Raw genomic sequence first — 26,197 nt, 5'->3', positions numbered from 1 at the left:
CCGACTTGGGGGTTGTGAAGTATAGCGACTGTGTGTCGAAGGACTCATGCCCATTCATCGGCCCTGCCTCCCGTAACGGGTTGCGATCCCGGTCGCTGACCGGTCACACCTTACGCCGTCTCGCCCCCTGGCGGCCCGTAGAACATCACCCACGCGCTGAAATCGTGGGAGAAATCTTCGAAGTGATGCGGCCTGCCCGCCGGCACGAACAGCAGCTCGCCGGGACCAAAAGCTTGCCGGGAATCGCCGCAGACGAAATAGCCGCGCCCGGAAATCACCATGCAGAGTTCGTCGCGGCGATGAGGCATCTGCCGATCGATACCGCTCGGCTGAAAGATCTCCACTTCCAGCGTGCCGTGTTTGAACATGCCCAGTGCGGCTTTACCGACTTGGTCGAGTGCGGCCAAGGCATTGGCCGGTGTGATTCGCTGTTGCATGATCGCCCTCCCTCGAGGCATTCGCTGCCATCGTCAGGAATCGCCTCGATTCCTTATACTTGCCGGATGACTTTCAAGGTATTCCTGCAATACATCCTTCCCCATCGGGCCCTGTCGCGCGTTGTCTATTGGGCAACGCGGTGGACGTTCGCGCCGTGGAAAAATTTTCTGATCGGTCTGATCGTCAAACGCTATCAGGTCAATATGACCGAAGCGGCGCAACCCGATCCCTTCGCCTATCCCCACTTCAATGCATTCTTTACGCGCAAACTGCGCCCCGATGCCCGCCAAGCCGATACGGCTCCCAGCGCCCTGATATCGCCGGCCGATGGCCGCATCAGCCAGGCGGGTCCCATTGTCGATGGACGCATTTTCCAGGCCAAAGGGCAGGAGTACACCGCCGCGGAATTGCTCGGCGACGATGAATCGGCCGCGCCGTATCGACGTGGCCGCTTTGTCACCATCTATCTTTCGCCGCGCGACTACCACCGCGTGCATATGCCGTTGCGCGGCACGTTGAAAGAGACGGTGCATATTCCCGGTCGAATCTTCAGCGTCGCGCCGTTTGCCGTGGAGGCCATTCCGCGACTGTTCGCGCGCAACGAGCGATTGGTCTGCCACTTCGACGGCGAGCACGGACCGTTTGCCGTGGTGATGGTGGGCGCGATCCTGGTGTCGTCGGTGGCCACGGTATGGGACGGCCTGGTGATTCCGCCGTATGCATCGTCCATCCGGCGCAAGTCATTCGAGGGCCAGAACGTAACGCTGGAACGCTTCGGCGAGATGGCCCGCTTCAATATGGGTTCCACCGTTATCGTGCTGTTGCCCGAAGGCGTCGCCGAGTTGGATGCGCTGACATCACAGCAGAGCATCAAGGTCGGCCAACGATTAGGTGAACTGCGTCACACTTAGTGCGTGGATCGGGCGTCGATGACGCGCCCAATATGCAGCACTTTGACATTTGTCGTCATTTTGTGACGTTCTCGGCGCATCGCGCCGGATGAGATCGATAAGCTCCGATCCCAATCCGCGCGCAAAGTGCGGCGTGTCCAACGAGGGGTCACATGCAGATCGTCACTCGCTTCATCGCGATGAACCGCGCTTGGCAACTGCAGCGCCAGTTCCGCCAGATCGATCAGAGCATCTCGGCCCTGCCAAAGCGCACCCGCGCGCGCCTGGGCATCATGACGCTTCGCGAAATCGGGCAGGCATCCCGGTGCGAATTTCCACACCTGTACAGCACGAACCCCGAGCAGCGTTATATGCCCTGGGGCCAAGGCACGGAGATCGGTTTTAGCCGTGCACAATCGGATAACCCGGAAGTCTCCTTGCGCGGCATTGCGCTCTGGCTCGCCGTCGCCTACCACGAAACCAAAGAATCGCCTCACCCCAGCCTGCAGCCGCAACATCGTCAGTTGATGCGCGTATTGCGCGAACTGCGCGACGCCACCGGCAGCGAACAGCCTGACACCAAGGCTCAATGGATGCGTTCGGGAGCCGCCGCGTAAGCGACCTTCCAAGCGGTTTTCCGCACTAAATCGAAGGGCCGGCATGGCGAATGCAATATTCGCCTGGGTTCCGGCGGTGCGTCACGATCAAAGGGACGAGCGACGAGTAGCGAGGCGTCACAGCCCCGCTCTGCCGCTATAGGAATCATGGGTGACTGACGAGGCGACAGCGGATTGCTCTAGGCGGCGGTCCGTTTCAAGCAACCTCGCTACTCGTCCCTCGCCCCTTGGTGAGATCGCGACGGTACGCTGCCATCACCGGCAACTAGGCAGCTTCAACACTTGACCGGCTTTTACGTGATTGAACTTGAGGTTGTTCATGCGAGCAATCTCCGTCTCGCTGCTGCAACCGCCATGCTTGCGTGCAATGCCCGCCAAGGTATCGCCGCGTCGAACCGTGTAGCGAACGACCGGATCCGGCGCCGACGCGGCCGGCGGATCGGGAAACACCGGCACCACCGCATTGTGCAGATCGCTGGCGAGAATCGGCCACGGGCCATCGACGCAACGCACGCCGTAGATTTTTTCCAAGGACTTCGGAATCTGCATCACGCTGCCGAGCGGCTGCTCCTGCTGCGGATCGAGGCGCGGATTGAGATTGCGCAACGTGCGAAACCACCCTTCGCTCATGTCGTTCGCAGAGCCCAGGCATACCGTGAGTTCGGAGATGGACGTGGCGCGCTTGAGCGTGATGCTGCCTGCCTCACCGTCCACGCGTGGAAAGTGAAGGTTGTAACTGTCCGGATGCAGGAACAGCCAAGCAGCCGCCAGCACCTCGGGCACGTAGTCGCGCGTTTCCTGCGAAACCTGACCGTAAATGCGCGGGTCGTAGAAGCTCACCGACGTATTGTCGCCGACCAGCCGACGCATCCGCCCTTCGCCACCGTTATAGGCCGCCAGGGTGAGCTCAAGGTTGTCGTTGAAGGCTTTGAGTTGCTCGTTGACGTACTCGGCGTTCGCGCGCGCGGACTCCGCAGGGTCGAAGCGCGTGTCGAATCCATCCTGATCGCCAAGCCCGAAGCGCGCGCCCGTGGCGTACATGAATTGCAGCGGCCCCGCCGCGCCCGAGCGCGACACGGCGTGCACTTTGCCGCCCGATTCCTTCGCCATGATGCCGAACAACAAGGCTTCGGGCAGGTCCTGGTTCTGATACTGCGGCCACATCTCATGACGCAGGTACTGATAATTGACGTAGGCATCCATCAGATTTCCACGCCACTGCGTCAGCCACATTTCCAGCGCGGCTTTCACCGGACCGTTCATGGCGATCAATTCGGAAAGCTGATGGCCGCGCAACAGCGTCACGCTGCGCTGCCCCTCAGGCAGGCTGGCGGCGCCCGCTTGGCCCGCCAAAGGCGAGGAAGAAGGTTCGCTGGTTTCTTCGCCCGGCGTCTGGTCGCCGATAAAGCTGCCGTCCTTCAAGCGCAGCAAGTGATCGAAGACCGAGAAAAAACGCTGCGGATCGCAGCCCGGCGTGGTGCCGCAATGCGCAGACGCCTCCTTTAACTGGTCGAGCGCGGCGTCCAGCGTCTTTTCCGCGCCTTGCGCGTCGCCAGCGCGTGTTTGCTCCAGCGCCGTTTCGTAACCGCGGCTTGCCTGATCGAGCTGACCGTAAAGCGCCGTCAGCGAGGCCGAAGCCGGCTTCGGCGGATTGGCGCTGGTAGAAGCGCATGCTGCCAATTGCATGACGGCCGCCACCGATAGTGCGAGGCGAGCGGAACGAAAAACATCTCGGAAAACCATGACTGGTACACCCATACGAAAGGACGCCGCCACACCCGGCAGCGCAGGCAGACTCAAACACGTTCTCTTCGATGCGGTACGGACGCGTTCCATGCCGTACACCCAACACCGTTACAATCGAGCCCCAGTCTTGGAGGACTTCATGCCAGACATTCGCACCAAACGCAATACATGTTTTTCGTTGACGACACCCAATTCTCGACGCGTCGATTTCGGCATGACCTCAAGGCATTTTTGGAACAATCCATGCATCGGATTTGGGTTATGCGGCGCGACGAAAAACACTTCGTCGGCAACGACTGAAGACGGCATGTCATGACTCGTTGGCGCCCTCCTGCCCCACGTTCGACCGCCATCATCACGCGCGACGGCTTTGAAAAACTCAAAAGCGAGTTGGACCACCTCTGGCTCACTTTGCGCCCCGAAGTCGTGAAAGCGCTGGCCGCGGCCGCCGCGGAAGGCGATCGCTCGGAAAACGCGGAATACACCTATCGCAAGAAGCAACTCGGCGAAATCGACCGCCGCGTGCGCTATCTCAGCAAGCGTATTCCGTCGCTAAAAGTGGCCGAAGGTGCGCCCGCTGACCGCGAAACGGTGTTCTTCGGCGCGGTGATCGAATTGGAGAACGTGGAGAGCGGCGATATGGCGCGCTACCGTATCGTCGGCCCAGACGAAACCGACGCCAAGCGTGGCTGGATCAGCATCGACTCCCCGCTCGCTCGCGCGGTACTGAAGAAAAAGATCGACGACGAATTCGAGGCCGAACTGCCAGGTGGCCGTACGCGCTTTGCTGTGATCGCGGTGGAATACGTCGACGCGTGACGCCTCACGTAAAGCGCTGCAAGTCCCGGCTATCGACTAAGCCGCAAAGGGGCCGGATAAGAGCGCCCTTCGCGCAGCGGCTGGTAACAAGCCGCTGCGCGATGGAAGGTTTCGTCGACGTTTGCGACATGCCAACCGGGAATACCTGACAGCGGCAGCGGACGCAATTCCAGCGGATCGCGCAGCCAGCGCCCATCGACAATCGCGTTCGCACAGCAGGAGACCGATTCTTCGCCATGCGCTTGGCTGTCAGCCATCACCACCAAGGCCTTGCCGACCAGCAGCTTGCTCGGCATGAGTGCATGCTCGAGCAACGCATGACCGAATACATGCATCAAGATCGACCCATCCATCCACGCCGCGCGGCGTTGCCAGAACAACGCGTGCCAATCGTGACGGTCCCATAGCTCCAGCAAGGACGGATCTTTCAGGGTAACGATGACACCGGCTTCGTCGAAATGCGTCTGCGCGTATTGAGCGCGCGAGCGCTCGCGCCGGCCGAAGCTGGCGACGTCCGCAACTTGCTGCCGGTTGAGCGCCCGCTTGAGTTGCGGATAACGCAGCCAGATCATGGCGTTGAAAAGGTCGTGCCAGTTCGCTTCGCGCGTCGCGATCAAACCGCGTTGCGCAATACGTTCTTCGTAGTGCAGACCGTCGTCGAGTAATTCGCGCGTTTGCGCTACAAAACGCTCACGGGCGTTTATCGGCCATCGCGCATTGAGTTCGTCGATCAACGGCCACTCGACCCCATGCAGCCAATCGGCATAATCGAGCCAGCCGTTCAGCGGCGCAAGCGCGAAGACTGATGGATCGACAGCCTCTCGCGCTGGCGCGACGTAGCGCATCGCTGACTATCGATCAGTTGACGAGCACCGCGTGCAGATCGTGTTCGTCGGCGGATTCCACCACCACGTCCACGAATTGCCCCGGCTTGAGTTTCTGGCCATTCGCGATGCGCACCACGCCGTCGATCTCTGGCGCATCCGCAGACGAACGCGCAATCGCGCCTGCGACACCCGCTTCGTCGACCAGCACCTTGATGGTGCGGCCGATCTTGCGTTGCAACTTCGCCGCGGAGATTTCAGCCTGGACTGCCATGAACTGTTCGAGTCGATCTTCCTTCAGCTCTTCCGGCACCGGATTCGGCAGCTCGTTTGCCTTCGCGCCTTCGACCGGCGAATAGGTGAACGCGCCGACGCGATCCAGCTCGGCTTCGCGCAGGAAGTCGAGCAACTCGTCGAATTCCGCATCGGTTTCGCCGGGGAAGCCCACGATGAACGTGCTGCGCAAGGTGATATCCGGCACGAGCTTGCGCCAGTTTTGAATACGCTCCAGCGTTTTGTCGATATTGCCGGGGCGCTTCATCAACTTAAGGATGCGCGGGCTGGCGTGCTGAAACGGGATATCGAGATACGGGAGGATCTTGCCCTCGGCCATCAGCGGCATGATCTCGTCCACGTGCGGGTACGGGTAGACGTAGTGCAGGCGCGTCCACGCACCGAGTTCCGACAGCCCTTCGCACAACTCGGTCATACGCGTGCGGTAGTTCTTCTCGCGCCACACGCGTTCGGCGTATTTCACATCCACGCCGTAAGCGCTGGTGTCTTGCGAAATCACCAGCAACTCTTTTACGCCGCCCCTCACGAGGCGTTCTGCTTCGACTAGCACCTCGTCCACGGGTCGCGAAACGAGATCGCCGCGCATCGAAGGAATGATGCAGAAGCTGCAGCGATGATTGCAGCCTTCGGAGATTTTCAGATACGCATAATGCTTGGGCGTCAGCTTGATACCCACCGAGTCATCGCCTTGGGCGCCAAGGTGCCCAAGCGGGATGATATCGAGTAACGGATTGCGCTTCGGCGGCAACACAGCATGCACCGCGTTCATCACGCTGCCGTAATCCTGCGGACCGGTGATAGCCAGTACATCCGGGTACGCTTCGCGAATCAGTTCGGAGCGCTTGCCCAGACAACCGGTGACGATCACTTTACCGTTCTCGTGCAAGGCTTCGCCGATGGCGTCCAGCGACTCCTGAACCGCAGCGTCGATAAAGCCGCAGGTGTTCACCACCACCGCGTCGGCCGCGTCGTAACTGGGCACGATCTCGTAGCCCTCGACCTTGAGCTGGGTGAGGATGCGTTCGGAATCGACCAGCGCCTTGGGACAACCAAGACTGACGAAGCCGATTTTCTGAGTGGCCTTAGACATGACGGAGAGTCGGTATGACAAACCAGGAATTATAGCGGGAATGAAGGACCCAAGCCGAAATCGACCTCGTTTACGTAAGCAATACCCGACAAGCGCTGCGGGAAGCCCCGCCAGCGAGGTTTGCCGGCCTGCCCGCTCCACCTAAAATCGTCCGATCACGCTGCAGGAGTCGATCATGGGCAAACACATCAATATCCCCACTAGCGGCACCCAATGCATCGGCGCCTATCTGGCCGAGGCGCCTGGCAAGCCCAAAGGCGGCCTTGTCGTTATCCAGGAGATTTTCGGGATCAACGCCCATATCCGCACTGTTGCGGACCGCTTTGCCGCGGCCGGATACACCGCCGTTGCGCCGGCTTTTTTCGACCACGTCGAAACCAACGTGGAATTGGATTACTCAAGCGAAAGCATGGCCAAAGGCCGCCAGCTGGCGACCGAGGTGGGATTGAATCGCGCCGTGGAAGATGTCGCCAGCGCAGCCGAAGCCATCGCGTCGGCCGGAAAGATCGGCACGGTCGGTTATTGCTGGGGCGGTACGGTGGCGATGCTCTCGGCCATCCGCCTGGGTCTTCCTTCCGTGAGCTATTACGGTGCGCGCAACGTGCCGTTTCTCGAGGAACAACTGCAAGCGCCGGTGATGTTCCATTTCGGCGAAGAAGACGCGTCCATTCCCCCGGATATGGTCGCCAAGCACCGCCAGATGCTGCCGCAAATGGACGTCTACAGTTATCCGGGCGCCGGGCATGCCTTCAATCGCGATATCGACCCGAGCCATTACCATCAAGCAAGTGCGGAGCTGGCGCTGAAGCGCACCCTCGCCTTTTTCGACAAATACCTGGCACACGCATGAGCGCACGTGACTTCGTACTCGATCCACGCTTGCAAGCCGATACGAAACACGTCGCGTCGCTTTCCTTGTGCGACGTGTTGCTGATGAACGACGCGCGTTTTCCCTGGCTGATTTTGGTTCCTCGCCAGGCGGGATGCAGCGAAATTCTAGATCTGCCCGAAGATATGCGATCCGTGCTGTGGCACGAAATCAATCACGTCTCGGCCGTCTTTCGCGATACGACGCCGTGCGACAAGCTCAATATCGGCGCGCTCGGCAATGTCGTGCGGCAACTGCATGTGCATCTCGTCGCGCGCAACGAAGGCGACGCTGCGTGGCCCGGTCCCGTATGGGGAAGCGGCCGCGCCGTGCCTTATTTCGACGATGTCGCGCAATCGCTTGTCGAACGTTTGCGATGCAAGCTCCGTGCGCATGAATAATCGACCGTCATATCCATGCCAATAAAAAAACGCCCGCGATATGCGGGCGCTTTTTGAACTGCGATGCAACACCTATCAGTGGCCTTGCGATGAATCACCGCCGCCCTGATCGCCATAGGCCTTGCCGCTCGCATCCTTGCTGGTATCGCTGGTGCCTGCCGCCGTCGCCGGCGCGTGGTAATCCTCCAGCGCGCGCGCCTTGGTTTCGATCGGATTGATGCGCGCCAGCTTGCCACCGTCGTCGTAGTACACGACGAAACCGTAATCGATCTGCAAGCGCGCCATGTATTCCAGGTGCTGCTTGCGGATCTTCGAATCGTCGCTGGGCACCAGCAACACGGTTTTGGGCAACTTGCCGGTTTCTTTCAGGTAGGCGAAGTGGCTGCCCGCATCGAGCGCGGAAACCACGGCACCGTCAATCAGGAACTGACCGTTCTTGTAAGCCTTCACGGTCATGTCGAACTGGTTTTGCGTTTGCGTGGTTTCCACCGTGTCCTTGGTCGCGCCGCGATGGCAACCGCCAAGCACCAGCAGGCTGCCGAACATCAAGACGGCTGCGCCGCGGGTCGACAGTGTGGAAAGACGGATCATGCTCGGATCTCCTGCAAATATCAGCGAAGCCTAACGGAGTGTAGCTCCGCCGCGTCGAAGTGGATGTAGTGGGTGAATAGTGCGTTCAGGTCCGCGGCAAGGTCACGCCTTGCTGGCCCTGGTACTTGCCGCCGCGGTCTTTGTAGCTGGTTTCGCATTCTTCGTCGGATTCGAAAAACAGCATCTGAGCGACGCCTTCGTTGGCATAAATCTTGGCAGGCAACGGCGTGGTGTTGGAGAACTCCAACGTCACGTGGCCTTCCCATTCCGGTTCCAGCGGCGTCACGTTCACGATGATTCCGCAACGCGCGTACGTGCTCTTGCCCAAGCACACCGTAAGCACCTGACGCGGAATGCGGAAGAACTCAACCGTGCGCGCCAATGCAAAGGAATTGGGCGGAATAATGCAAACGTCCGCTTCCACATCGACAAAGCTCGTCGGATCGAACGCTTTCGGATCGACGATCGTGGAATTGATGTTGGTGAAGATTTTGAATTCGCGCGCGCAACGCACGTCGTAACCGTAACTTGAGGTGCCGTACGACACCAATCGGTTGCCATCTCGCAGTTTGACCTGCCCAGGCTCGTACGGCTCGATCATGCCTTGCTGTTCCGCCATACGGCGGATCCACTTGTCGGATTTGATACTCACGCGGACTCCGGTGCTCCCAGCCGCGCCCGGTCGATCCCAGGCGCAAAGCGGCAAAAATACATGGTGGATGGGCGGTTGCGCCAGATCGGAAGGCGGCCAGTCTTGGAATCGTGGCTCCGCAGGCGTCCCGCCTCACCGAGAGACAGGCTTGCGCGATGCGCAGTTCCACAGAACGCCCGGGAGTGGCTAGGACTTCATCCTCCGAACGGCGCTTACGCCGTGGGCTGGCCCTGCACGACGATCTTGCCCAGGCCCAGCGATTTATTGCGCGGTTGACGCGCAAGCCGCCCTGCGGTGTTGCGCGCGATGTCGCGGTAGCGCGCGGCCAGGTCCGAGTCCGGCATCGCCGCGACAGTCGGCGTGCCGCCATCGGCCTGCTCACGAATGCGGATATCGAGCGGCAACGAACCCAGGTACGGGACCTGATATTGAGCGGCCATGCGCTCACCGCCGCCGGCGCCGAAGATATGTTCTTCGTGGCCGCAGTTCGTACAAACGTGCGTCGCCATATTCTCGACGATGCCGAGCACCGGCACTTCCACCTTCTCGAACATCTTCAGCGCTTTGCGAGCATCGAGCAGCGCGATGTCCTGCGGTGTGGTGACGATCACCGCGCCGGACACCGGCACTTTTTGCGACAAAGTGAGCTGGATATCGCCCGTGCCGGGCGGAAGATCGATGATCAGGTAGTCGAGCATGTCCCAGCGCGTATCGCTGAGCAGCTGCATCATCGCCTGCGTCACCATCGGGCCGCGCCAGATCATCGGCGTTTCTTCGTCGACCAGAAAACCGATCGACATGGCCTGCAAACCATGCGCGGTCATCGGCGTAATGGATTTGCCGTCGGGCGATTCCGGGCGGCCTTGGATGCCCAGCATGCGCGGCTGGCTTGGACCGTAAATGTCTGCGTCGAGAATACCGACCTTCGCACCTTCCGCCGCCAGGGCGAGAGCGAGATTCGCTGAAACGGTGGACTTGCCGACCCCGCCTTTACCAGATGCGACGGCAATGATGTTTTTCACATTCGCCAGCGGCGCCAACGTACCCTGCACTTTGTGCGCATGAATGCGGCTGCCGATGGAGACCGCCGCCGCCTCGATGGCCGCATCCGCTTCCAGCGCCTGCTTTACCTGTTGCGTAAGCGATTCAATGGCGCCTGCGGCCGGATACCCGAGCTGGATATCCACCGACACGCGAGTCCCATCTACGCCTACGGCGCGGATGGAGTCGACGATGGGGGCGCCGGTAAAGGGGTCGATAAGGTCGCCGAGGATTCGGCGCACCAGGGCTTCGTTCGCCTGCGTCATGGGAAAAGGGGCTGTGGTCAGGACGTTCATTATGCCAGCAGCCGCGCCCCGACCGTCGCGCCGAGCCCGCCGAAGCGTGCGCCGTCAGGGCACAAACCCCACGAAAACACCCGTTTGCGCAATGCAGCTTGACCGCCCCCTGAGCCGCTCGGCAGGCTCCCCATACGCCAACGTAGGGAGTTAGGTTATGAAACGACTGTCGCAGTTTGCTGTTGTCGCTTGCCTGTTGCTGGGGTCGGCCGTCGCCTGGGCCGCCAACGACACGCCGGTCGGCACATGGCGGCAGATCGACGACGAGACCGGCAAGCCCAAATCGATCATCCAAATCACCGACGACAACGGCAAGCTCCAAGGCAAAGTCGTGCAGGTTCTGATGTCCGATGACGGCCCGCACCCGATCTGCAAAAAATGCGACGGTGCGCGCAAGGATCAGCCGATCGAAGGCATGGTCATCATGTGGGGCGTCAGCAAGGACGACAACGTGTGGGACGGCGGCAAGATTCTCGATCCGAAGAATGGCAAGGTGTACAGCGTGAAGCTCACCCTGGCCGACGGCGGGCAGAAGCTCGACGTGCACGGTTACATCGGCTTTTCGTTGCTCGGACGCAGTCAGGTGTGGCAACGAATTCAGTAACGCGCGCTTTTTAGCTCCCTCTTTCTTTCACAGATAGAGGGAGCGGCGCACCGCTTCACGAATCGCTCACGCATCAGTTATCACTGCAGCATCGCGCTGCGATCGCTGTCATCCCGCCGTCGCGCATTCGCAACGACACCATTGCAATGTCTCGCCCTTCTCACACCAAGGGAGGGCGTTTGCACATGCACGATCTACGTAAGTCATACGTAAGAAATATGCTCGCGACAGCATGCTTGGCTGCGTTGTTCGCATCACCGGCGTTTGCCGCGAATAGCGGCAATTTGCTGCTGAACGGCAATGGTGAAGCAGGCACGTGCACCACCGATTGGTCCGCCGTGAACACGGTGCCGGGCTGGACTGTTACCCAAGGCAATCCTTCCACCGTCTGCTATTCGATCGGCAGTTTCAGTACGCCAGGTGGCACATCGGGCGGGAACGCGTTCATTGCCGATGGACCCTACGGCGATTCCGCGCTCCGCCAAAATGTCGATGTGTCGAATGCGGCGAGCGCCATCGATGGCGGCAACATCACTTACGCGTTGTCCGGCTGGCTTGGCGGATACACCACGTATAACGGACAAGCCATTGTCACGGCCGTCTTCTTGGACGCCAACGGCAAACCGCTTGGCGCGCCTGCCCAACTCGCCGGCGTCAATGCATCGGCGCGCAACGACAAGACCGGCTTTGTCGCGCAATCCACGAATGGCAACGTGCCCGCAGGTACACGCTCGATTTCAGTGCTTCTGCAATTCAACAACACATCCGGGTCGTATAACGTCGGTTATGCGGACAATCTTTCGTTGACGTTATCGACGCAGGTGACGGCACCCACGCTGCAGGCTCCGGTTTCGCAGGTGCCCACCTTCGATCACGTTTTTATGGTGATGATGGAAAACACCGATTACAGCGAAGTGATCGGCGACACCACCGACGCGCCGTTTATCAACAGCCTCGCCAACCAGGGCGTGTTGCTCGACAACTACAGTGGCGTCTACCACCCGAGCGACGAAAATTATCTCGCTATCGCGGGCGGCGACACTTTCGTAAAGGGCGCCATCTATTACCCGAACATCAAAGTGACCAGTCAACATATCGGCGATGAATTGGAAGCTGCCGGCAAGACCTGGAAAGCCTACGAACAAGGCATGGGCACGCCCTGCAACACCAGCAATAACAACGACAGCTACTACGAACCGGACGACGCGCCGTTCATCAACTTCACCGACATTTCGACCAATTCGGTTCGTTGCGCCGCTCATCTGTTCGATACCACGCAACTGAGCACCGATCTGCAATCGGCATCGACCACGCCAAACTTTGCGTGGATAGCCGCCGACGATTACTACGATGGCGAATCGTCCGGCAACGGTTCGGCGCAAAGTCTGCAGGTGCAGAACGGATGGCTGCAGCAAACCTTGCAACCGATCTTCAATTCGCCCGCGTGGACGCAACAACGCTCGCTACTAATACTCACATGGGACGAATCGGCCTCTTCCACCGGCAATCACGTGGCGACGCTTGTGCTAGGTTCGCCCGGCACGGTGCAGGCAGGCTACGTCAGTAACACCAGCTACAACCATTTCAGCGTCGGTCGCACTATCGAAAACGCGCTCGGCATCGCGCCGCTCACGCACAACGATCAATACGCGCAGCCGATCAATGATGCGTTCGTAAGCACATCCGCCGCCACAACACCAAGCCTCAGCAGCTCCATGCCGAGCGTGGCTCAGGGCACCTACATGCATGTCGACTACGCCACGCCGGCCAGCAAGCTCAATAGCGAGAATTGGATCGGCATCTACGCCTCCGGCAAGAGCCCCGGCAACGGCGCCTCCACGAGCTGGCAATACGCACCAAACGGCAGCGGCACGGCAACTTTCGACACATCAGGCCTCGCACCCGGCACGTACAACGTGTGGTACTGCTACAACAACGGTTACACCGAACTGGCAGGACCGATCACGCTGATCGTGACCGCTCCGTAACGCATCGCGCCCTCCTCATCCCACGAGGAGGGCGCAATCACGGGGCTCACGCGCGAGTCATGCCATAATGCCGAGCTTTCCAGCCTGCATTGCAACCATGCCTCGTCGCCTGCTCGTCACCCACGCCCTGCCCTACGCCAATGGCCCACTGCATCTGGGTCATATGCTGGGTTACATCCAGACCGATATCTGGGTCCGTGCGCAGCGGATGATGGGCAACGAGGTGTATTTCGTGGCGGCGGACGACGCGCATGGCACGCCGATCATGTTGGCTGCCGAGAAGGCGGGCGTATCGCCGGAAGCGTTCATCGACGGCATCCGAGCGAGTCATGAAGCGGATTTCGCCGATTTCCATTTCAGCTACGACAACTACTACACCACGCATTCAGAAGAGAACCGCGAGCTGGCCTCGCAGATCTACGTGCGTCTGCGCGACAGCGGCTTTATCGCCAAACGCGATATCCAGCAATTGTTCGATCCGGACAAGCAGATGTTTTTGCCGGATCGCTACATCAAAGGCATTTGCCCGAATTGCGGTACGCCAGACCAATACGGCGACAACTGTGAAAACTGCGGCGCAACGTATGCGCCCACGGATTTGCTCAAGCCGTACTCGGTGGTTTCTGGCGCCACACCTGTGTTGCGCGATTCGGAGCATTACTTCTTCGAGTTGAGCAAATTCGAATCGCTTCTGCGCGACTGGTTCGGCGGCAAACTTACCGACGGCAAGCAAGTCGCCAATCCCGGTGTCGTCGCCAAGCTTAAAGAGTGGCTGGATGGCGGCCTTAAGGATTGGGATATTTCGCGCGATGCGCCCTACTTCGGTTTTCCCATTCCCGATGCGCCCGGCAAGTTTTTCTACGTGTGGCTGGATGCGCCGGTCGGTTATCTCGCCAGTTTCAAAAATCTGTGCGACCGCACCGATCTGAAGTTCGAGGATTTCCTCTCGGCCGATAGCACGGCCGAAATGCACCACTTCATCGGCAAGGACATCATCAACTTCCACGGCCTCTTCTGGCCGGCGATGTTGCATGGCGCGAAGTTCCGCACGCCGACAGCATTGCACGTCAACGGCTATCTCACCGTCAATGGCGCGAAGATGTCCAAATCGCGCGGCACGTTTATTCAAGCGCGCACGTATCTCGATGTCGGACTCAATCCGGAATTTTTGCGCTATTACTTCGCCACCATGCTGAGCGATACGCCGGTCGACGTCGACCTTGATCTGAAAGCATTCGAAGAGCGCGTCAATTCGCATCTGATCGGCAAGTGGGTGAATATCGCCAGTCGCACTGCTGGTTTCGTGCACAAGTTTTTCGATGGCCGCCTTGCGGCGAATTTTTCGGAAGAACAGAACGAACTGTGGGGCGTGCTGGTGTCGCATTACGAAGGCGTGCCCGCGCTTTATGAGAGCGGCGAATTCGCCGAAGTCATGCGCCGCTTCGTGTTGATCGCCGATTTGGTCAACGGCCACATTGCCACGAAAGCGCCGTGGGTGATGGCAAAAGACGAAACGCAACGCGACGAATTGCACCAGGTGTGCTCGTTCTCGCTTGCTGCCTTCCGCTTGCTCGGTGGACTGCTCAAACCGGTGTTACCAGTCACCGTAGAAGCGGCCGAAAAATTTCTGGCTGCGCCCATCGCGGATTTCGACGCCGCGTGCGCCACGCTGCACAACCACACCATCCACGCCTTCGAACCGCTACTTTCCCGCATCGACCCCAAATACATCGAAGCGATGGTTGAGGCCTCGAAAGAATCGCTCGGTTCCAAACCGGAACCTGAAACCACTCCCAAGAAACCTGTAAAGAAAGACAGCAAACCCATGACCGAATCTGCAGCGCCAGCCCCCGAATCCACCATCATCGGCATCGACGATTTCGCCAAGCTCGACCTGCGCATCGGCAAAGTGCTGGCATGCGAATTCGTCGACGGCTCGGACAAGCTGCTGCGTTTCGAGCTGGACGGCGGCCCGCTCGGCAAACGCCAGATTTTCTCGGGCATCCGCGCAGCGTATAGCGAACCGGAGAAGCTCGTGGGTCGCAACGTTGTCTTTATCGCCAACCTGGCCCCGCGCAAGATGCGCTTCGGTTTATCGGAAGGCATGATCCTTTCCGCCGGCGACGGCGGTAGCGATCTGTTCCTGCTCGATGCGGATCAAGGCGCCAAGCCGGGAGCCACGGTGCGCTAACAGCGCGCGCCTCTCCTCCTTGGAGAAGAATGGCTAGCCCATGACGACATCGCTCGCTGACCGCATTGATGCCCTGCTGCCGCAAACGCAGTGCGAGCAATGCGGCTATCACGGCTGTCGTCCGTATGCGGAAGCCATCGCCAACGGCGAAGCCGACATCAATCAATGTCCACCTGGCGGCAGTGCGGGCATTGCCGCCTTGGCCGAATTGCTCGGCCGGCCGCCGTTGCCGCTCAATCCTGAAAACGGCGAGGAAAAACCGCGGACGCTTGCACGCATCATCGAAGCCGATTGCATCGGCTGTACCAAGTGCATTCAAGTCTGCCCCGTCGACGCCATCGTCGGTGCCAACAAGTTGATGCATACCGTGATCGATGACGACTGCACTGGTTGCGAGCGTTGCGTACCTGCCTGCCCGGTCGATTGCATCGTGCTGGAGCCCATGCCGCTAAAGCAGGCGACCGATGTCGCGTATGCGGATAGGGCTCGCAAGCATTTCCAACGCCGCGAAGCGCGACTGGCTGCGCAACAAGCGCAGCGCGAAGCGGAACTGACGGCGCGCAAAGCGCAAATGCACGGTGCCGGCCAAAATGTATTCGATGCGCTGGCACGCGCCAAAGCCAAGAAACAGGAACCGAAAACGTGAAGAAGGCGGACGTGGTCGAACTGTTCTCGCGGCTGCGCGAACTCAACCCGCATCCCACAACCGAGTTGATTTACACCACGCCGTTCGAATTGCTGGTCGCTGTGGTGCTTTCCGCGCAAGCCACCGATATCGGCGTAAACAAAGCGACGCGCAAGCTCTACCCCGTCGCCAACACCGCGCAAGCCATCCTCGATCTTGGCGAAGAAAAACTAAAGCGTTACATCAATACGATCGGTTTGTATAACGCCAAAGCCAAAAACGTTATCGCGCTCTGCCAGATTCTGGTGGACAACTACGACGGCGACGTGCCGAACGATCGCGAAGCGCTCGAAGCGCTGCCGGGCGTCGGACGCAAAACCGCAAATGTCGTCCTCAACACAGCGTTCGGTCACGCCACTATCGCCGTGGACACCCATATCTTCCGCGTCGCCAATCGCACCGGTTTGGCGCCTGGCAAGGATGTTCGCGCCGTCGAAGACAAACTGGAAAAAGTGATACCAGCCGAATTCAAGCAGGACGCGCATCATTGGCTGATTTTGCACGGCCGTTACGTGTGCAAGGCGCGCAAGCCGGATTGTCCGCAGTGTGTGATTCGCGATCTTTGTAAATACAAAAATAAAACGGCCGAAAAATAGCGCATTGCGAATTCGCAGCGAAGCGCACCTTCGCAGCGCTGCGCGTTCATTCGATTTTTTAAGCGATTCCACAAAGCAAAACGGCGGGCAATGCCCGCCGTTTTTCCATCCTTAGGTCGAACTCCCTTCTGATAACCGTAACAGCTATCCGTTTTCCACCGATTAGAACGGGTAGTAGCGGATGCTGGTGAAGAACATGTTGTCCGCAGCGGTCGGGGCGTTGCCCTTGGCGTCGGTGAACAACTGGCGAGCCAGATGCGAGTACTGCGCGGCGAACTGCACCTTGCCGAACTTGCCCTGGTAGAACTTCCAGGCAAAGCCGACGGTCTGCTCGGAAACCTGACGGTTCTGACCCGTGCATCCGGTGGCCAAGCCGTAGACGCCGCAGTTGGCGTTGTTGTAGCCGAGCGCCGCCGCACCGTAACCGAGTGCAAGGCCGTTCGCACCGGTGGTGAGGTAGCTGTCTTGCTGCTCGCGGCCGCCGGCGGCGTACACGTCGACGTCGTCCGTGGCATGCCAGGTCAGCGTGCCGAGCATCATGTTTTCCTTGAGCGGATGCGGAGCGCCGGTCGAGGTGTAGGTCACGTCGCTCAGACCCGCCGTGCCGTAACGGCCGATGCCCTTGCCGGTCATGCCGGAGAACTGGAAGTCCAGCACTTTCGGCAGCAACGGCAGCACCATGCCAAAGCCGAAGCCTTCGCCATGGGCGGTCTTGTTGTTGGTAGCAGTCGCGCCACCTGCAGCGGCGGTCGGTGTAACGCGCGTGGTGAATTCACGCGAGATACCGAACGCTTCGTAGTGACCCCAACCCGGATCGGCCGCGAATTTCACGAGGATGTCCGGGATGCTGTTGAGCGACACCGTGTTGAGGGTGTCGTACAGGCTGCCGGCCTGGACCGTGCCCGTCGTCGTCGTATAAGCCTTGGTGCCCGGACCCGCCGAGGAACCGAAGCCAGCCGTCTGCGGATTTTCAACCGACACGCCCAACCAGTACTTCTGGTCCCAATCCTTGACCAAACGCAACTGCGTCTGACGCGCCCAGGTGAAGCCGGCGGCGTACTGTGCGTCGATCGTCGGCGGCAGCACTTCCTTGCCAGCGATGATGCCCTGGCTGTCGAGCGTCAGCAGCGACCAGGCCTGACCGGCCAACAGGTGCACGCCGTAATCCTTCCAATCCACCGCGGTCCACAACTGACGTACGCGCATGTTGAACGAGTTGCTCTCGTTCATGTTTGCCGTCTGAGCGCCACCGAGGAAGTCCGTCTCGTAGTAGCCAGTGACGTGCGTGGAATCGTTGATGTCGCCTTCGGCCTTGATCGACAGGCGGCTCTGGCGCGCGCTGTAGACGAACTGATCATTCTTGGCGTTGGTGACCGGGTAAGCCGTGGTCGCGCCGGTGCCCGTGTTGATCGGCGCGGTGGTCGTGCCGCCTTGGAACGGAATGGCGGTGAACTTGGTCGCGATATCGTCGGCGGTGTCGCGCGAGCGGTACGCCGTTTCAGCAGCCAGGAAGCCGCCGAACGTCCACTTCACGCCACCACTGCCACCCAGGATGTCGCCCGAGTGCTGCTTCGCAGCCGTCGTAGCGGCAGCGACCTGAGTCTGCGTGGCCGCCACCTGAGCCTGCGTGGCCTGCACGGACTGAGCCGTTTCAACCTGCGCCTGCTGTGCAGCCTGCTGCTGGGACTCCAGGTCTTGAACCTTCTGCTCCAATGCTTGGATTTCTGCCTTCATCTGCGCCAGTTCAGAAGCGCTGACGGACACCTTCTTGTTGGATGTTTGTGCCGACACAGGCGCCGTAACGCTGGTCAAGCCCAAACCGGCAGCAATGGCTACCGTGAGCATCTTGGAACGCATGTTGTTGTCTCCGCTTTATCAATGGAACCGCAAGGCTTCTCAGCACATTCCCCTGGGAGCGGCCTGCGGGTTGGGGCGCATGATCGGGCGGGAGCTTTACCGTTAGATGGATGTTATGTGACAGAACGAAGACAAAAACATACGGTTCGTCATCAATGTCGCCGCGCGCGCCTGTAAAAACGCCGTTCGCATCAGCTTAGACAGGCCGACTGATATGCTTGCGCGATGGAGCAACTCACTAACAGCTTGGCGGCCCGAATGGCCGATCGTTTCCGCGGCTTCCTGCCAGTGATCGTGGACGTGGAGACCGGAGGATTCGACGCCGAGCACGACGCATTGCTTGAAATCGCCGCCGTCACCATCGGCATGGATCAGGAGGGCAACCTCTATCCGCACCCGGCGGTATCCACGCATGTCGAGGCGTTTCCAGGCGCAAATATCGATCCACGCGCCTTGGAGATCACGGGGATCGACCCGGACAACCCTCTGCGAGGCGCATTGGACGAACGCACCGCGCTCGACCATATCTTTCAAGCAGTACGCGCAGCCGTGCGCAGCAACGAATGCCAGCGCGCGATCCTGGTCGGCCACAATGCCGCGTTCGATCTTGGATTTCTCAATGCAGCCGTGCGCCGCGTCAACCACAAGCGCAATCCGTTCCATCCTTTCAGCTGTTTCGATACCGCCACGCTCAGTGGATTGCTCTATGGACAAACCGTGCTGAGCAAGGCCGTGCTCGCCGCCGGTTACACCTTTGATTCGCGCGAAGCCCACTCCGCTATTTATGACGCCGAGCGCACCGCGCTGCTGTTCTGTCGGATCGTCAACCGGCTTCGCTCGCTGGAGTTGCTGGAGCTTGATCGCGTGGGCTCCGAACTGCCTTAGGGCCTGCCCGTACTATTTAGGTAGCACGCGTTGCCGTGGAGTAGCCGACAGGTGGTAGTGCGAGGCGACGATGTAGCTGGCGCGCAAACGGCTCCCGGCGCAGGCCACGCAATGCGTGCAAACAGGCCCTAAGTGACCGGATTACGTCAAGAATTTGCGATTGTCATCAAGCTGACATATTCATCTCATCTCATTGCAACACATAACCTCTGCAATACGCGGGTCGCAGGCTTTCACTCGCTAAATACCTCCTAAGGAGCCACTGTGTTGAATTCATTCAAACTCCCGTCGCGCCTCGGCACGATCGCCATTGCGGTCGCCGCGTCGCTGTTCGGCATGAGCGCCCACGCTACCGATATCACGGGTGCGGGCTCCAGCTTCGTGTATCCGGTGATCTCCAAGTGGTCGGCGGCGTACGCCGAAAAGACTGGCAACCACATCAACTATCAGTCGATCGGTTCCGGCGGCGGCATCGCGCAGATCAAGGCAGGCACGGTCGATTTCGGCGCTTCCGATATGCCGTTGAAGGCGGAAGATCTCGCCAAGTTCGGTCTGGGCCAGTTCCCCGACGTGATCGGCGGCATCGTGCCGGCGTTCAACGTTGCCGGTGTTGCGCCGGGCGCGCTGGTGCTCGACGGCACCACGCTGGCCGACATCTATCTCGGCAAGATCACCACCTGGAACGATCCGGCGATCGCCAAGCTCAACCCCGGCGCACATCTGCCGAGCTCCAAGATTTTCGTGGTGCATCGTTCGGATGGTTCGGGCACCAGCTTCAACTTCACCGACTACCTCTCGAAGGTGAGCGCGGATTGGAAGTCGAAGGTGGGTGAAGGCACCGCCGTGCAGTGGCCGACCGGTATCGGCGGCAAGGGCAACGAAGGTGTTTCCGCTTACATCAAGCAGATTCCGAATTCAATCGGTTATGTGGAATACGCCTACGCCGTGCAGAACAAGCTGGGCTACGCCAAGATGAAGAACGCGGCCGGCAACGTGGTCGAACCGACCATCGCCAGCTTCCAGGCTGCCGCCAACACCGCCGACTGGAAGAGCGCGAAGGACTTCAACTTGTTGATGACCAACGCACCGGGCGCCGACGCATGGCCGATTACCGCCACCTCGTGGGTGATCATGTACAAGACGCCGAAGAACGCCGCCAACACCAAGGTTGCTTTCGACTTCTTCAAGTGGTCGTACGAGCACGGCCAGGATTCGGCCCGCGCGCTCGACTATGTTCCGCTCCCCGCTACGCTGGTGCAGCAGATCGAGACCTACTGGTCCGGCGAATACAAGATGTAAGCTGCCCGCTGCCGCAAGGACAGCAGCAGCGCAAACCTGCGACGCGCGCAACGTTACGTTGCGCGCGTCGTTCTGATTGAAACCGAACGCGGAATACGCAAAGCATGTCTGCAATAAGTGCCGAACCGGTCCCTCGCGATACCGAACATCGTTCGCGCACAGACGCCCGCCACGATTTTCTCTTTCGAATGCTGTTGCGCTTCTGCGCGTTGCTGGTGCTGGCGGCACTGCTGGGCGCCGCGCTGTCCACACTGTGGGGCGGCCGCGAAGTGCTGTTCACGGATGGCTTCCATTTCTTGCTGAGTTCCGACTGGAACCCGGTCGAAAACCAGTTCGGCGCGCTCGCCCCCATCGTCGGCACCTTGGTGACGTCGCTGATCGCGCTGATTCTCGCCGTGCCTGTCAGCTTCGGCATCGCACTCTTTCTTACCGAGATCGCGCCCAATTGGATGCGCGGCCCGGTTAGTTCCGCGATTGAATTGCTCGCGGGCATTCCTTCGATCATTTACGGCATGTGGGGCTTGTTCGTTTTCGTGCCGTTCATGGCCAACATCGAACCGACGCTCAACGACACGCTCGGTAACATTCCTGTTATCGGCGCTTTATTCCAAGGGCCGCCACTGGGTCTTGGCCTGCTTACCGCGGGCATCGTGCTGGCCGTGATGATTTTGCCGTTTATTTCTTCGGTGATGCGCGAAGTGTTCCAAACCGTACCGGCGCGTCTTAAAGAATCGTCGTACGCGCTGGGATCCACCACGTGGGAAGTGGTGTGGAACATCGTGTTGCCCTATACCCGCTCGGCGGTGATCGGCGGTATCTTCCTGGGTCTGGGCCGCGCGCTCGGCGAAACCATGGCAGTCACGTTCGTGCTGGGCAATTCGTACAACATCACGGCATCGTTGTTGATGCCAGGCACCTCGATCTCTTCGAGCATCGCCAACGAATTCAACGAAGCGGTGGGTTTGCATCGTTCCGCGCTCATCGCGCTCGGCTTCCTGCTGTTCGTGGTGACCTTCATCGTGTTGCTGGTCGCGCGCCTCATGCTGCGTCAGCTCGCTCGCAAGGAGGGTCGCTGATGTCCGCCATTTACGCTCGCCGCAATGCCACCAACATTATTGCGTTGGTGCTTAGCGGAATCGCCACCCTTATCGGCCTGATCTTTCTGGTGTGGATCCTTTGGATCACCGCGGAGAATGGTCTGGAGGCGCTGAAGCCGACGCTGTTCACCAAGATCACGGCGTATGCCGATCAAGGCGGTTTAGCCAACGCCATCGTCGGCAGCTTGATCATGGATCTGATGGCGCTACTGATCTGCGCGCCAATCGGCGTATTGGCCGGCACGTATCTCGCCGAGTACGCAAACTCAACGCGACTTGGCGCATCGGTCCGCTTCCTCAACGACATTCTCTTGTCGGCGCCGTCGATCGTGTTGGGTCTGTTCGTCTACGTGATCATCGTGTTGCCGACGACCGAGCTCACCAACGGTAGCATCACGTTTTCCGGTTTCGCCGGCAGCGTGGCTTTGGCGTTGATCGGTTTGCCGGTGATCGTGCGCACGACCGACGAAATGCTGCAGCTGGTGCCTGGCACGTTGCGCGAAGCGGCGCTGTCGCTGGGCATACCGCAGTGGAAATTGACCGTGCAGGTGCTCATCCGCGCGGCGTTCTCCGGCATTCTCACCGGCGTGCTGCTGGCGCTGGCTCGCCTCGCCGGCGAAACGGCGCCGCTGCTGTTCACCGCGTTCGGCAACAACTTTATGACCGTGCATCCGCTGGACAAGATGGCCAGCATGCCTGTCACCATTTATCAGTACACCAACGACCCGAATCCGGCACTGCACGCGATCGCCTGGGCAGGCGCGCTGCTGATTACCTTGTTCGTGCTGGCGTTGAGCCTGCTGACCCGCATCATGTTTTCGCGCAAGAAGGTGAGTTATGAATGACCTCGCCGCCGCTGCTGCGGCCCCACTGACCGGCGCTACGTCGCCCGCCAAACTGAAAGTGCGTGATGTGCACTTCTACTATCAAGGATTCCATGCGCTGAAAGGCATCAACATGGATATCCCGGAAAAGCAGGTGACGGCGATCATCGGCCCTTCGGGTTGCGGCAAGTCCACCCTGCTGCGCATCTTCAATCGCATCTACGCCATCTATCCGAAGCTGGAAGCGAAAGGCTCTATCGAACTCGACGGCGAAAATATTCTCGACGCGAGCTACTCCATGAACCGTCTTCGCACGAAGGTCGGCATGGTGTTCCAGAAGCCGGTGCCGTTTCCGATGACCATCTTCGAAAACGTGGCCTACGGCATTCGCCATCACGAGCGCCTGTCGCGCGCGGACATGGAAATCCGTGTCGAAAAAGCGCTGCGCAGCGCCGCCCTGTGGGACGAAGTGAAAGACAAGCTCAAGCAAAGCGCACTGGGTCTTTCCGGCGGTCAGCAACAGCGTCTGTGTATTGCGCGCGGCATCGCATTGCGTCCGGAAGTGCTGCTGCTCGACGAACCGACATCCGCGCTGGACCCCATCGCGACCGGCCGTATCGAGCAGCTGGTGGAAGAACTCAAGCACGAATACACCATCGTCATCGTTACCCATAACATGCAGCAGGCTGCGCGCGTGTCCGACCGCACTGCCTTCATGTACTTGGGCGAATTGATCGAGTTCGACAACACCGAAAAGATCTTCACCAAGCCGGGCAAAAAACAGACCGAGGATTACATCACCGGTCGTTTCGGTTGATCCAATTCATAACGCCCTCTCCATGTTTGCGGAGAGGGTTGGGTAAGCGGCAAACCTCGCGACATTCGTTGAGTCCCCTTCCCCATCTACCAAAGTTCAAGAGGCCATCCCCATGAGCGGCAGCAGCAAGGAACACATCATCAAGAGCTACGACGACGAGCTGATTCGCCTGACCGGCGAACTGGTTCGCATGGGCGAGCTGGCGGTGAGCCAGTTGGAGGCGGCCATTGACGTGGTGGATCGCCGCGACGAACGCGCCGCCCAGCACGTGGTGAACAACGACGACGCCATCGATCAGCTAGAACAGGAAATCAGCCACGACGTCGTGCGCCTGCTCGCCCTGCGCGCGCCGATCGCCGGCGACCTGCGCAATGTCTTCGCCGCGCTGCGTATCGCGGCCGATATCGAGCGCATCGGCGACTACGCCGCCAACGTCGCCAAGCGTTCCATTCCGCTTTCCATGGCCGCGCCGATGACGCCTACCGGCGGCCTCGCGCACTTGGCCGAGCTGGCGGCTGAGGAAGTTCGCGGCGTATTGCGCGCCTATCGCGACCGCGATGCCGACCTGGCTTACAAAGTGTGGCAGGACGATGTGCAGCTCGATGAGGCCTATACGGCCTACTTCCGTGAACTGCTCACGTACATGATGGAAGATCCGCGCGTCATCACGCCGTGCACGCATCTGCTGTTCATGGCCAAGAACATTGAACGCATCGGCGATCATGCGACCAACATCGCCGAAAACGTGTGGTTCCAGGTGAAGGGCGAACCGCTGATGGCGCAACGCGACAAGCGCGATCTGACGTCCAGCCCCGAACCCGTGAAACTGGGTAACCGCCCCGATTGACCACGCACTAAGCGGTAGCTATCAAGGCCCGGGTTTATCGCCCGGGCCTTTTCGTTCCGGCATCGCTCGCGTACTGTTCGACTCTTCCAAGACCGGAGACACGTCCGGCGTTACGCGATGCGAGGATTCCAAGCGTTGAATACCCGCCCAGCCGCCAGCTCCCAAAGCCGCCTCGATTGGCCCTGCACGCTTTATGCGCTTATTGCGCTGATCGGTTGCGTGTTCGCGTTCATCGGCCTTTCCAGCAACAGTTTCTGGGCCGACGAGCTGTTTACGATGCAAGTCGTCGGACATCACCAGGGCCTTGGTGAAGTCTTTCGACGCGTGCTCGCCGATGTCCACCCACCGTTGTACGACTTTCTTCTCTACGGCTGGATCAACCTTGTCGGCGCCAGCGAATGGGCAGTGCGGCTGCTCAGCGCCATGTTGGCTGTCCTTAGCCTCGTCGTATTTGCCTTCGGAACACGTCGGCGGCTAAGCCCAACGGCCATCGCCTTTGCTTGCGCCGTCGCAAGCACGTCCTTGTTCTGGTACGAACAATCTCAAAACGCGCGCAACTACACGCTGGCCATTCTCATCTCGTCCGCGCTGCTGGCCGCCGCCATCGATCTTTATCGACGTACGCGTTTGAGCGCACGCTTGCCGGTTGGCGCGTGGCTGTGGCTTACGCTGCTAGGTATCGCCGGGAGCCAAGTGCATCCCTATATGTTGCTGACGGTGGGCATGCTGTTGTTGTATTTGCTGCTCACGTCGCGGACCTGGCCGATGCGTATCGCGATGGGCGTATCCGGTCTTATCGTGTTGGGACTTTATGTCGGCTTGCTGTGGTTGATGACGCACACTTCGGCACACGATTTCCACGACACCTGGTATAGCAACAAAGCGTCGTTCTTCCTTTCGCATCTGCGGCGGGTGTTCTTCCACTTTATGAGCCGGCAGTCGCTGCTGGTGATCGTCGCCATGCTCGTAGCAATGTGGCTGCGCCGGTCGCGACGTGTCGAGCGCTCGGCTGACGCAGAGGTGGACGAAACCGGTTGGACGACTGCACTTTGCGGTGTGGTATGCGCGGGCGTAACAATCAGCGGCATCGCCGTGTCGTTGTTGATTGCGCCATCGTTCTCGTATCGCAATGTGCTGGTATGCGCGCCATTTGGCTGGTTTCTTATCGCGAAGCTGTACGACGTGGCGGGCCCACGTGTCGAGACGCGAATGGGCGCAATCTGTGTGGCAGCCATTGTTTTGCTGATCGGCTCGCAATCGATCGCACTGATACGCGGCCGGTTTCTGCCGTCGAACGAGCCATGGCGTGAATCGGCTGCCTACGTTCAAAGCCTGCCGGGATGCGACAACGCCACCATTCCCGTGGTTACGCTCCCAGGCACTTACGGTATCGGCATGACGCCCGCCGTGCACGATATGATCGAGCGGCATTACTACGGTTATTACCTGCCGGCATCGTATCGACCATATGCCTACGAGCCGGATGACTTGATTCGGCGCTATGCCGATGCGGCGCCCGCATCGAGCACCGCGTGCCCTGTTGTCGCGTGGACACTGCATGATATTTCCAGCGAAGACAACGCCCTGGCATTGGCGAAGAGACTCGCCAGTCAACCCGGGCTTGCCGATCGTCAGGTCGTCGTGCAGGAAATCGTCACGTACGACCTGAGCTGGCTAACGTGGAAACCGCAGCCGAGCGCGTTCGTATTTTTGCGGGCGACGCCTTCCACCGTCGATACGCAAGCAGTGCTAACCCATGGCACTGCGACCGATCGCACGTATTCGGTGGGCGACCGCTTGTTGGTCACTGCCGTGCCTTCACCGCAATCGCCCGGCGTTATCGCGTCGTATCGCATACGCCGCTGGCACACATCAAACGGAACAATCCGCGATACGACGACAACGGCACCAGCCACGTCGCAAAATCAGTAATGACCCCG

25 protein-coding genes are annotated in these 26,197 nt (G+C 59.8%); 17 read left to right on the top strand and 8 right to left on the bottom strand.

Annotated features, from left to right (window positions below; all coding sequences use genetic code 11):
* Window positions 1-110: 110 nt before the first annotated feature.
* Entirely contained in the window at window positions 111-437 is a 327-nt protein-coding gene (locus tag L0U79_RS11215) for a cupin domain-containing protein (RefSeq protein WP_233842363.1), read from the bottom strand.
* Window positions 438-503: 66 nt separating this feature from the next.
* On the opposite strand from L0U79_RS11215, the gene asd reads away from it, so the two are divergent.
* Together asd and L0U79_RS11205 are read left to right on the top strand one after the other, a co-directional pair.
* On the top strand, window positions 504-1,349 hold the full coding sequence (gene asd, locus L0U79_RS11210; RefSeq protein ID WP_233842362.1) for an archaetidylserine decarboxylase: 846 nt from the start codon (window positions 504-506) through the stop codon (window positions 1,347-1,349).
* Window positions 1,350-1,501: 152 nt separating this feature from the next.
* A complete protein-coding gene (locus L0U79_RS11205; protein WP_233842361.1) occupies window positions 1,502-1,945 on the top strand; it encodes a hypothetical protein in 444 nt (147 codons plus the stop codon).
* Window positions 1,946-2,200: 255 nt separating this feature from the next.
* On the opposite strand, the gene L0U79_RS11200 is transcribed toward L0U79_RS11205, so the two are convergent.
* Entirely contained in the window at window positions 2,201-3,631 is a 1,431-nt protein-coding gene (locus L0U79_RS11200; RefSeq protein ID WP_233842360.1) for a transglycosylase SLT domain-containing protein, read from the bottom strand.
* Window positions 3,632-4,003: 372 nt separating this feature from the next.
* On the opposite strand from L0U79_RS11200, the gene greB reads away from it, so the two are divergent.
* A complete protein-coding gene (gene greB / locus L0U79_RS11195) occupies window positions 4,004-4,510 on the top strand; it encodes a transcription elongation factor GreB (RefSeq protein WP_233842359.1) in 507 nt (168 codons plus the stop codon).
* A 29-nt stretch (window positions 4,511-4,539) separates the two neighbouring features.
* Here greB and L0U79_RS11190 read toward each other — a convergent pair whose 3' ends face one another.
* Window positions 4,540-5,355, bottom strand: a complete 816-nt coding sequence (locus tag L0U79_RS11190; protein ID WP_233842358.1) for a DUF3025 domain-containing protein — start codon at window positions 5,353-5,355, stop codon at window positions 4,540-4,542.
* Between the two features lie 13 nt (window positions 5,356-5,368).
* Complete coding sequence (gene rimO / locus L0U79_RS11185) at window positions 5,369-6,718, bottom strand: 30S ribosomal protein S12 methylthiotransferase RimO (protein WP_233842357.1); 1,350 nt, start codon at window positions 6,716-6,718, stop codon at window positions 5,369-5,371.
* Between the two features lie 175 nt (window positions 6,719-6,893).
* Between rimO and L0U79_RS11180 the strand changes: the two genes are divergently transcribed.
* Window positions 6,894-7,568 (top strand): dienelactone hydrolase family protein, encoded by a 675-nt coding sequence (locus tag L0U79_RS11180; protein WP_233842356.1) that lies wholly within the window; start codon window positions 6,894-6,896, stop codon window positions 7,566-7,568.
* Window positions 7,565-7,987 carry an HIT family protein gene (locus L0U79_RS11175; RefSeq protein WP_233842355.1) on the top strand — a complete coding sequence of 141 codons (423 nt, stop codon included), beginning with the start codon at window positions 7,565-7,567 and terminating at the stop codon, window positions 7,985-7,987. Before L0U79_RS11180 ends, L0U79_RS11175 begins: the two co-directional genes overlap by 4 nt.
* Before the next feature lie 75 nt (window positions 7,988-8,062).
* On the opposite strand, the gene L0U79_RS11170 is transcribed toward L0U79_RS11175, so the two are convergent.
* The 3 genes from L0U79_RS11170 to apbC all read right to left on the bottom strand — a co-directional run bounded on the left by L0U79_RS11170 (window position 8,063) and on the right by apbC (window position 10,537).
* Window positions 8,063-8,578, bottom strand: a complete 516-nt coding sequence (locus L0U79_RS11170; RefSeq protein ID WP_233842354.1) for a hypothetical protein — start codon at window positions 8,576-8,578, stop codon at window positions 8,063-8,065.
* Window positions 8,579-8,663: 85 nt separating this feature from the next.
* A complete protein-coding gene (dcd, locus tag L0U79_RS11165) occupies window positions 8,664-9,230 on the bottom strand; it encodes a dCTP deaminase (protein ID WP_233842353.1) in 567 nt (188 codons plus the stop codon).
* A gap of 212 nt (window positions 9,231-9,442) precedes the next feature.
* Window positions 9,443-10,537, bottom strand: coding sequence for an iron-sulfur cluster carrier protein ApbC (gene apbC / locus L0U79_RS11160; RefSeq protein WP_233842352.1), 1,095 nt, complete (start codon window positions 10,535-10,537; stop codon window positions 9,443-9,445).
* Window positions 10,538-10,724: 187 nt separating this feature from the next.
* Here apbC and L0U79_RS11155 point away from each other — a divergent pair, with 187 nt between their 5' ends.
* The 5 genes from L0U79_RS11155 (at window position 10,725) to nth (ending at window position 16,631) form a co-directional block, all read left to right on the top strand.
* Complete coding sequence (locus L0U79_RS11155; RefSeq protein WP_233842351.1) at window positions 10,725-11,171, top strand: DUF2147 domain-containing protein; 447 nt, start codon at window positions 10,725-10,727, stop codon at window positions 11,169-11,171.
* A 185-nt stretch (window positions 11,172-11,356) separates the two neighbouring features.
* Window positions 11,357-13,159, top strand: coding sequence for an alkaline phosphatase family protein (locus L0U79_RS11150; protein ID WP_233842350.1), 1,803 nt, complete (start codon window positions 11,357-11,359; stop codon window positions 13,157-13,159).
* Between the two features lie 97 nt (window positions 13,160-13,256).
* Window positions 13,257-15,350, top strand: a complete 2,094-nt coding sequence (gene metG, locus L0U79_RS11145) for a methionine--tRNA ligase (protein ID WP_233842349.1) — start codon at window positions 13,257-13,259, stop codon at window positions 15,348-15,350.
* Between the two features lie 40 nt (window positions 15,351-15,390).
* A complete protein-coding gene (locus L0U79_RS11140) occupies window positions 15,391-15,996 on the top strand; it encodes an RnfABCDGE type electron transport complex subunit B (RefSeq protein WP_233842348.1) in 606 nt (201 codons plus the stop codon).
* Window positions 15,993-16,631: an endonuclease III gene (gene nth, locus L0U79_RS11135; protein WP_233842347.1), complete on the top strand. Its 639-nt coding sequence runs from the start codon at window positions 15,993-15,995 to the stop codon at window positions 16,629-16,631. Before L0U79_RS11140 ends, nth begins: the two co-directional genes overlap by 4 nt.
* 162 nt (window positions 16,632-16,793) lie before the next feature.
* Here nth and L0U79_RS11130 read toward each other — a convergent pair whose 3' ends face one another.
* A complete protein-coding gene (locus L0U79_RS11130; protein ID WP_233842346.1) occupies window positions 16,794-18,488 on the bottom strand; it encodes a hypothetical protein in 1,695 nt (564 codons plus the stop codon).
* A gap of 225 nt (window positions 18,489-18,713) precedes the next feature.
* Here L0U79_RS11130 and rnt point away from each other — a divergent pair, with 225 nt between their 5' ends.
* The 7 genes from rnt to L0U79_RS11095 all read left to right on the top strand — a co-directional run bounded on the left by rnt (window position 18,714) and on the right by L0U79_RS11095 (window position 26,189).
* Complete coding sequence (gene rnt / locus L0U79_RS11125) at window positions 18,714-19,373, top strand: ribonuclease T (RefSeq protein WP_233842345.1); 660 nt, start codon at window positions 18,714-18,716, stop codon at window positions 19,371-19,373.
* Between the two features lie 264 nt (window positions 19,374-19,637).
* Window positions 19,638-20,672, top strand: a complete 1,035-nt coding sequence (gene pstS / locus L0U79_RS11120; protein ID WP_233842344.1) for a phosphate ABC transporter substrate-binding protein PstS — start codon at window positions 19,638-19,640, stop codon at window positions 20,670-20,672.
* A gap of 104 nt (window positions 20,673-20,776) precedes the next feature.
* Window positions 20,777-21,748 (top strand): phosphate ABC transporter permease subunit PstC, encoded by a 972-nt coding sequence (gene pstC, locus L0U79_RS11115; RefSeq protein ID WP_233842343.1) that lies wholly within the window; start codon window positions 20,777-20,779, stop codon window positions 21,746-21,748.
* A complete protein-coding gene (gene pstA / locus L0U79_RS11110; protein WP_233842342.1) occupies window positions 21,748-22,614 on the top strand; it encodes a phosphate ABC transporter permease PstA in 867 nt (288 codons plus the stop codon). Before pstC ends, pstA begins: the two co-directional genes overlap by 1 nt.
* Window positions 22,607-23,410, top strand: coding sequence for a phosphate ABC transporter ATP-binding protein PstB (gene pstB, locus L0U79_RS11105; RefSeq protein WP_233842341.1), 804 nt, complete (start codon window positions 22,607-22,609; stop codon window positions 23,408-23,410). Before pstA ends, pstB begins: the two co-directional genes overlap by 8 nt.
* A gap of 112 nt (window positions 23,411-23,522) precedes the next feature.
* Window positions 23,523-24,257 carry a phosphate signaling complex protein PhoU gene (gene phoU, locus L0U79_RS11100; protein WP_233842340.1) on the top strand — a complete coding sequence of 245 codons (735 nt, stop codon included), beginning with the start codon at window positions 23,523-23,525 and terminating at the stop codon, window positions 24,255-24,257.
* A gap of 135 nt (window positions 24,258-24,392) precedes the next feature.
* A complete protein-coding gene (locus L0U79_RS11095) occupies window positions 24,393-26,189 on the top strand; it encodes a glycosyltransferase family 39 protein (RefSeq protein WP_233842339.1) in 1,797 nt (598 codons plus the stop codon).
* Window positions 26,190-26,197: the final 8 nt, after the last annotated feature.

Source organism: Dyella sp. 2HG41-7 (assembly GCF_021390675.1).
In the GTDB taxonomy this organism is placed as follows: domain Bacteria; phylum Pseudomonadota; class Gammaproteobacteria; order Xanthomonadales; family Rhodanobacteraceae; genus Dyella_B.
Note: the sequence above shows the minus strand (reverse complement) of the source record. Positions and strands in the feature narration are given on the sequence as shown.

What these genes read in the sequence shown, in the direction of transcription:
- L0U79_RS11215 (WP_233842363.1), bottom strand. Translation starts at nt 437, where the DNA reads ATGCAACAGCGAATCACACCGGCCAATGCCTTGGCCGCACTCGACCAA.
- asd (WP_233842362.1), top strand. Translation starts at nt 504, where the DNA reads ATGACTTTCAAGGTATTCCTGCAATACATCCTTCCCCATCGGGCCCTG.
- L0U79_RS11205 (WP_233842361.1), top strand. Translation starts at nt 1,502, where the DNA reads ATGCAGATCGTCACTCGCTTCATCGCGATGAACCGCGCTTGGCAACTG.
- L0U79_RS11200 (WP_233842360.1), bottom strand. Translation starts at nt 3,631, where the DNA reads ATGCAATTGGCAGCATGCGCTTCTACCAGCGCCAATCCGCCGAAGCCG.
- greB (WP_233842359.1), top strand. Translation starts at nt 4,004, where the DNA reads ATGACTCGTTGGCGCCCTCCTGCCCCACGTTCGACCGCCATCATCACG.
- L0U79_RS11190 (WP_233842358.1), bottom strand. Translation starts at nt 5,355, where the DNA reads ATGCGCTACGTCGCGCCAGCGCGAGAGGCTGTCGATCCATCAGTCTTC.
- rimO (WP_233842357.1), bottom strand. Translation starts at nt 6,718, where the DNA reads ATGTCTAAGGCCACTCAGAAAATCGGCTTCGTCAGTCTTGGTTGTCCC.
- L0U79_RS11180 (WP_233842356.1), top strand. Translation starts at nt 6,894, where the DNA reads ATGGGCAAACACATCAATATCCCCACTAGCGGCACCCAATGCATCGGC.
- L0U79_RS11175 (WP_233842355.1), top strand. Translation starts at nt 7,565, where the DNA reads ATGAGCGCACGTGACTTCGTACTCGATCCACGCTTGCAAGCCGATACG.
- L0U79_RS11170 (WP_233842354.1), bottom strand. Translation starts at nt 8,578, where the DNA reads ATGATCCGTCTTTCCACACTGTCGACCCGCGGCGCAGCCGTCTTGATG.
- apbC (WP_233842352.1), bottom strand. Translation starts at nt 10,537, where the DNA reads ATGACGCAGGCGAACGAAGCCCTGGTGCGCCGAATCCTCGGCGACCTT.
- L0U79_RS11155 (WP_233842351.1), top strand. Translation starts at nt 10,725, where the DNA reads ATGAAACGACTGTCGCAGTTTGCTGTTGTCGCTTGCCTGTTGCTGGGG.
- L0U79_RS11150 (WP_233842350.1), top strand. Translation starts at nt 11,357, where the DNA reads ATGCACGATCTACGTAAGTCATACGTAAGAAATATGCTCGCGACAGCA.
- metG (WP_233842349.1), top strand. Translation starts at nt 13,257, where the DNA reads ATGCCTCGTCGCCTGCTCGTCACCCACGCCCTGCCCTACGCCAATGGC.
- L0U79_RS11140 (WP_233842348.1), top strand. Translation starts at nt 15,391, where the DNA reads ATGACGACATCGCTCGCTGACCGCATTGATGCCCTGCTGCCGCAAACG.
- L0U79_RS11130 (WP_233842346.1), bottom strand. Translation starts at nt 18,488, where the DNA reads ATGCGTTCCAAGATGCTCACGGTAGCCATTGCTGCCGGTTTGGGCTTG.
- rnt (WP_233842345.1), top strand. Translation starts at nt 18,714, where the DNA reads ATGGAGCAACTCACTAACAGCTTGGCGGCCCGAATGGCCGATCGTTTC.
- pstC (WP_233842343.1), top strand. Translation starts at nt 20,777, where the DNA reads ATGTCTGCAATAAGTGCCGAACCGGTCCCTCGCGATACCGAACATCGT.
- pstA (WP_233842342.1), top strand. Translation starts at nt 21,748, where the DNA reads ATGTCCGCCATTTACGCTCGCCGCAATGCCACCAACATTATTGCGTTG.
- pstB (WP_233842341.1), top strand. Translation starts at nt 22,607, where the DNA reads ATGAATGACCTCGCCGCCGCTGCTGCGGCCCCACTGACCGGCGCTACG.
- phoU (WP_233842340.1), top strand. Translation starts at nt 23,523, where the DNA reads ATGAGCGGCAGCAGCAAGGAACACATCATCAAGAGCTACGACGACGAG.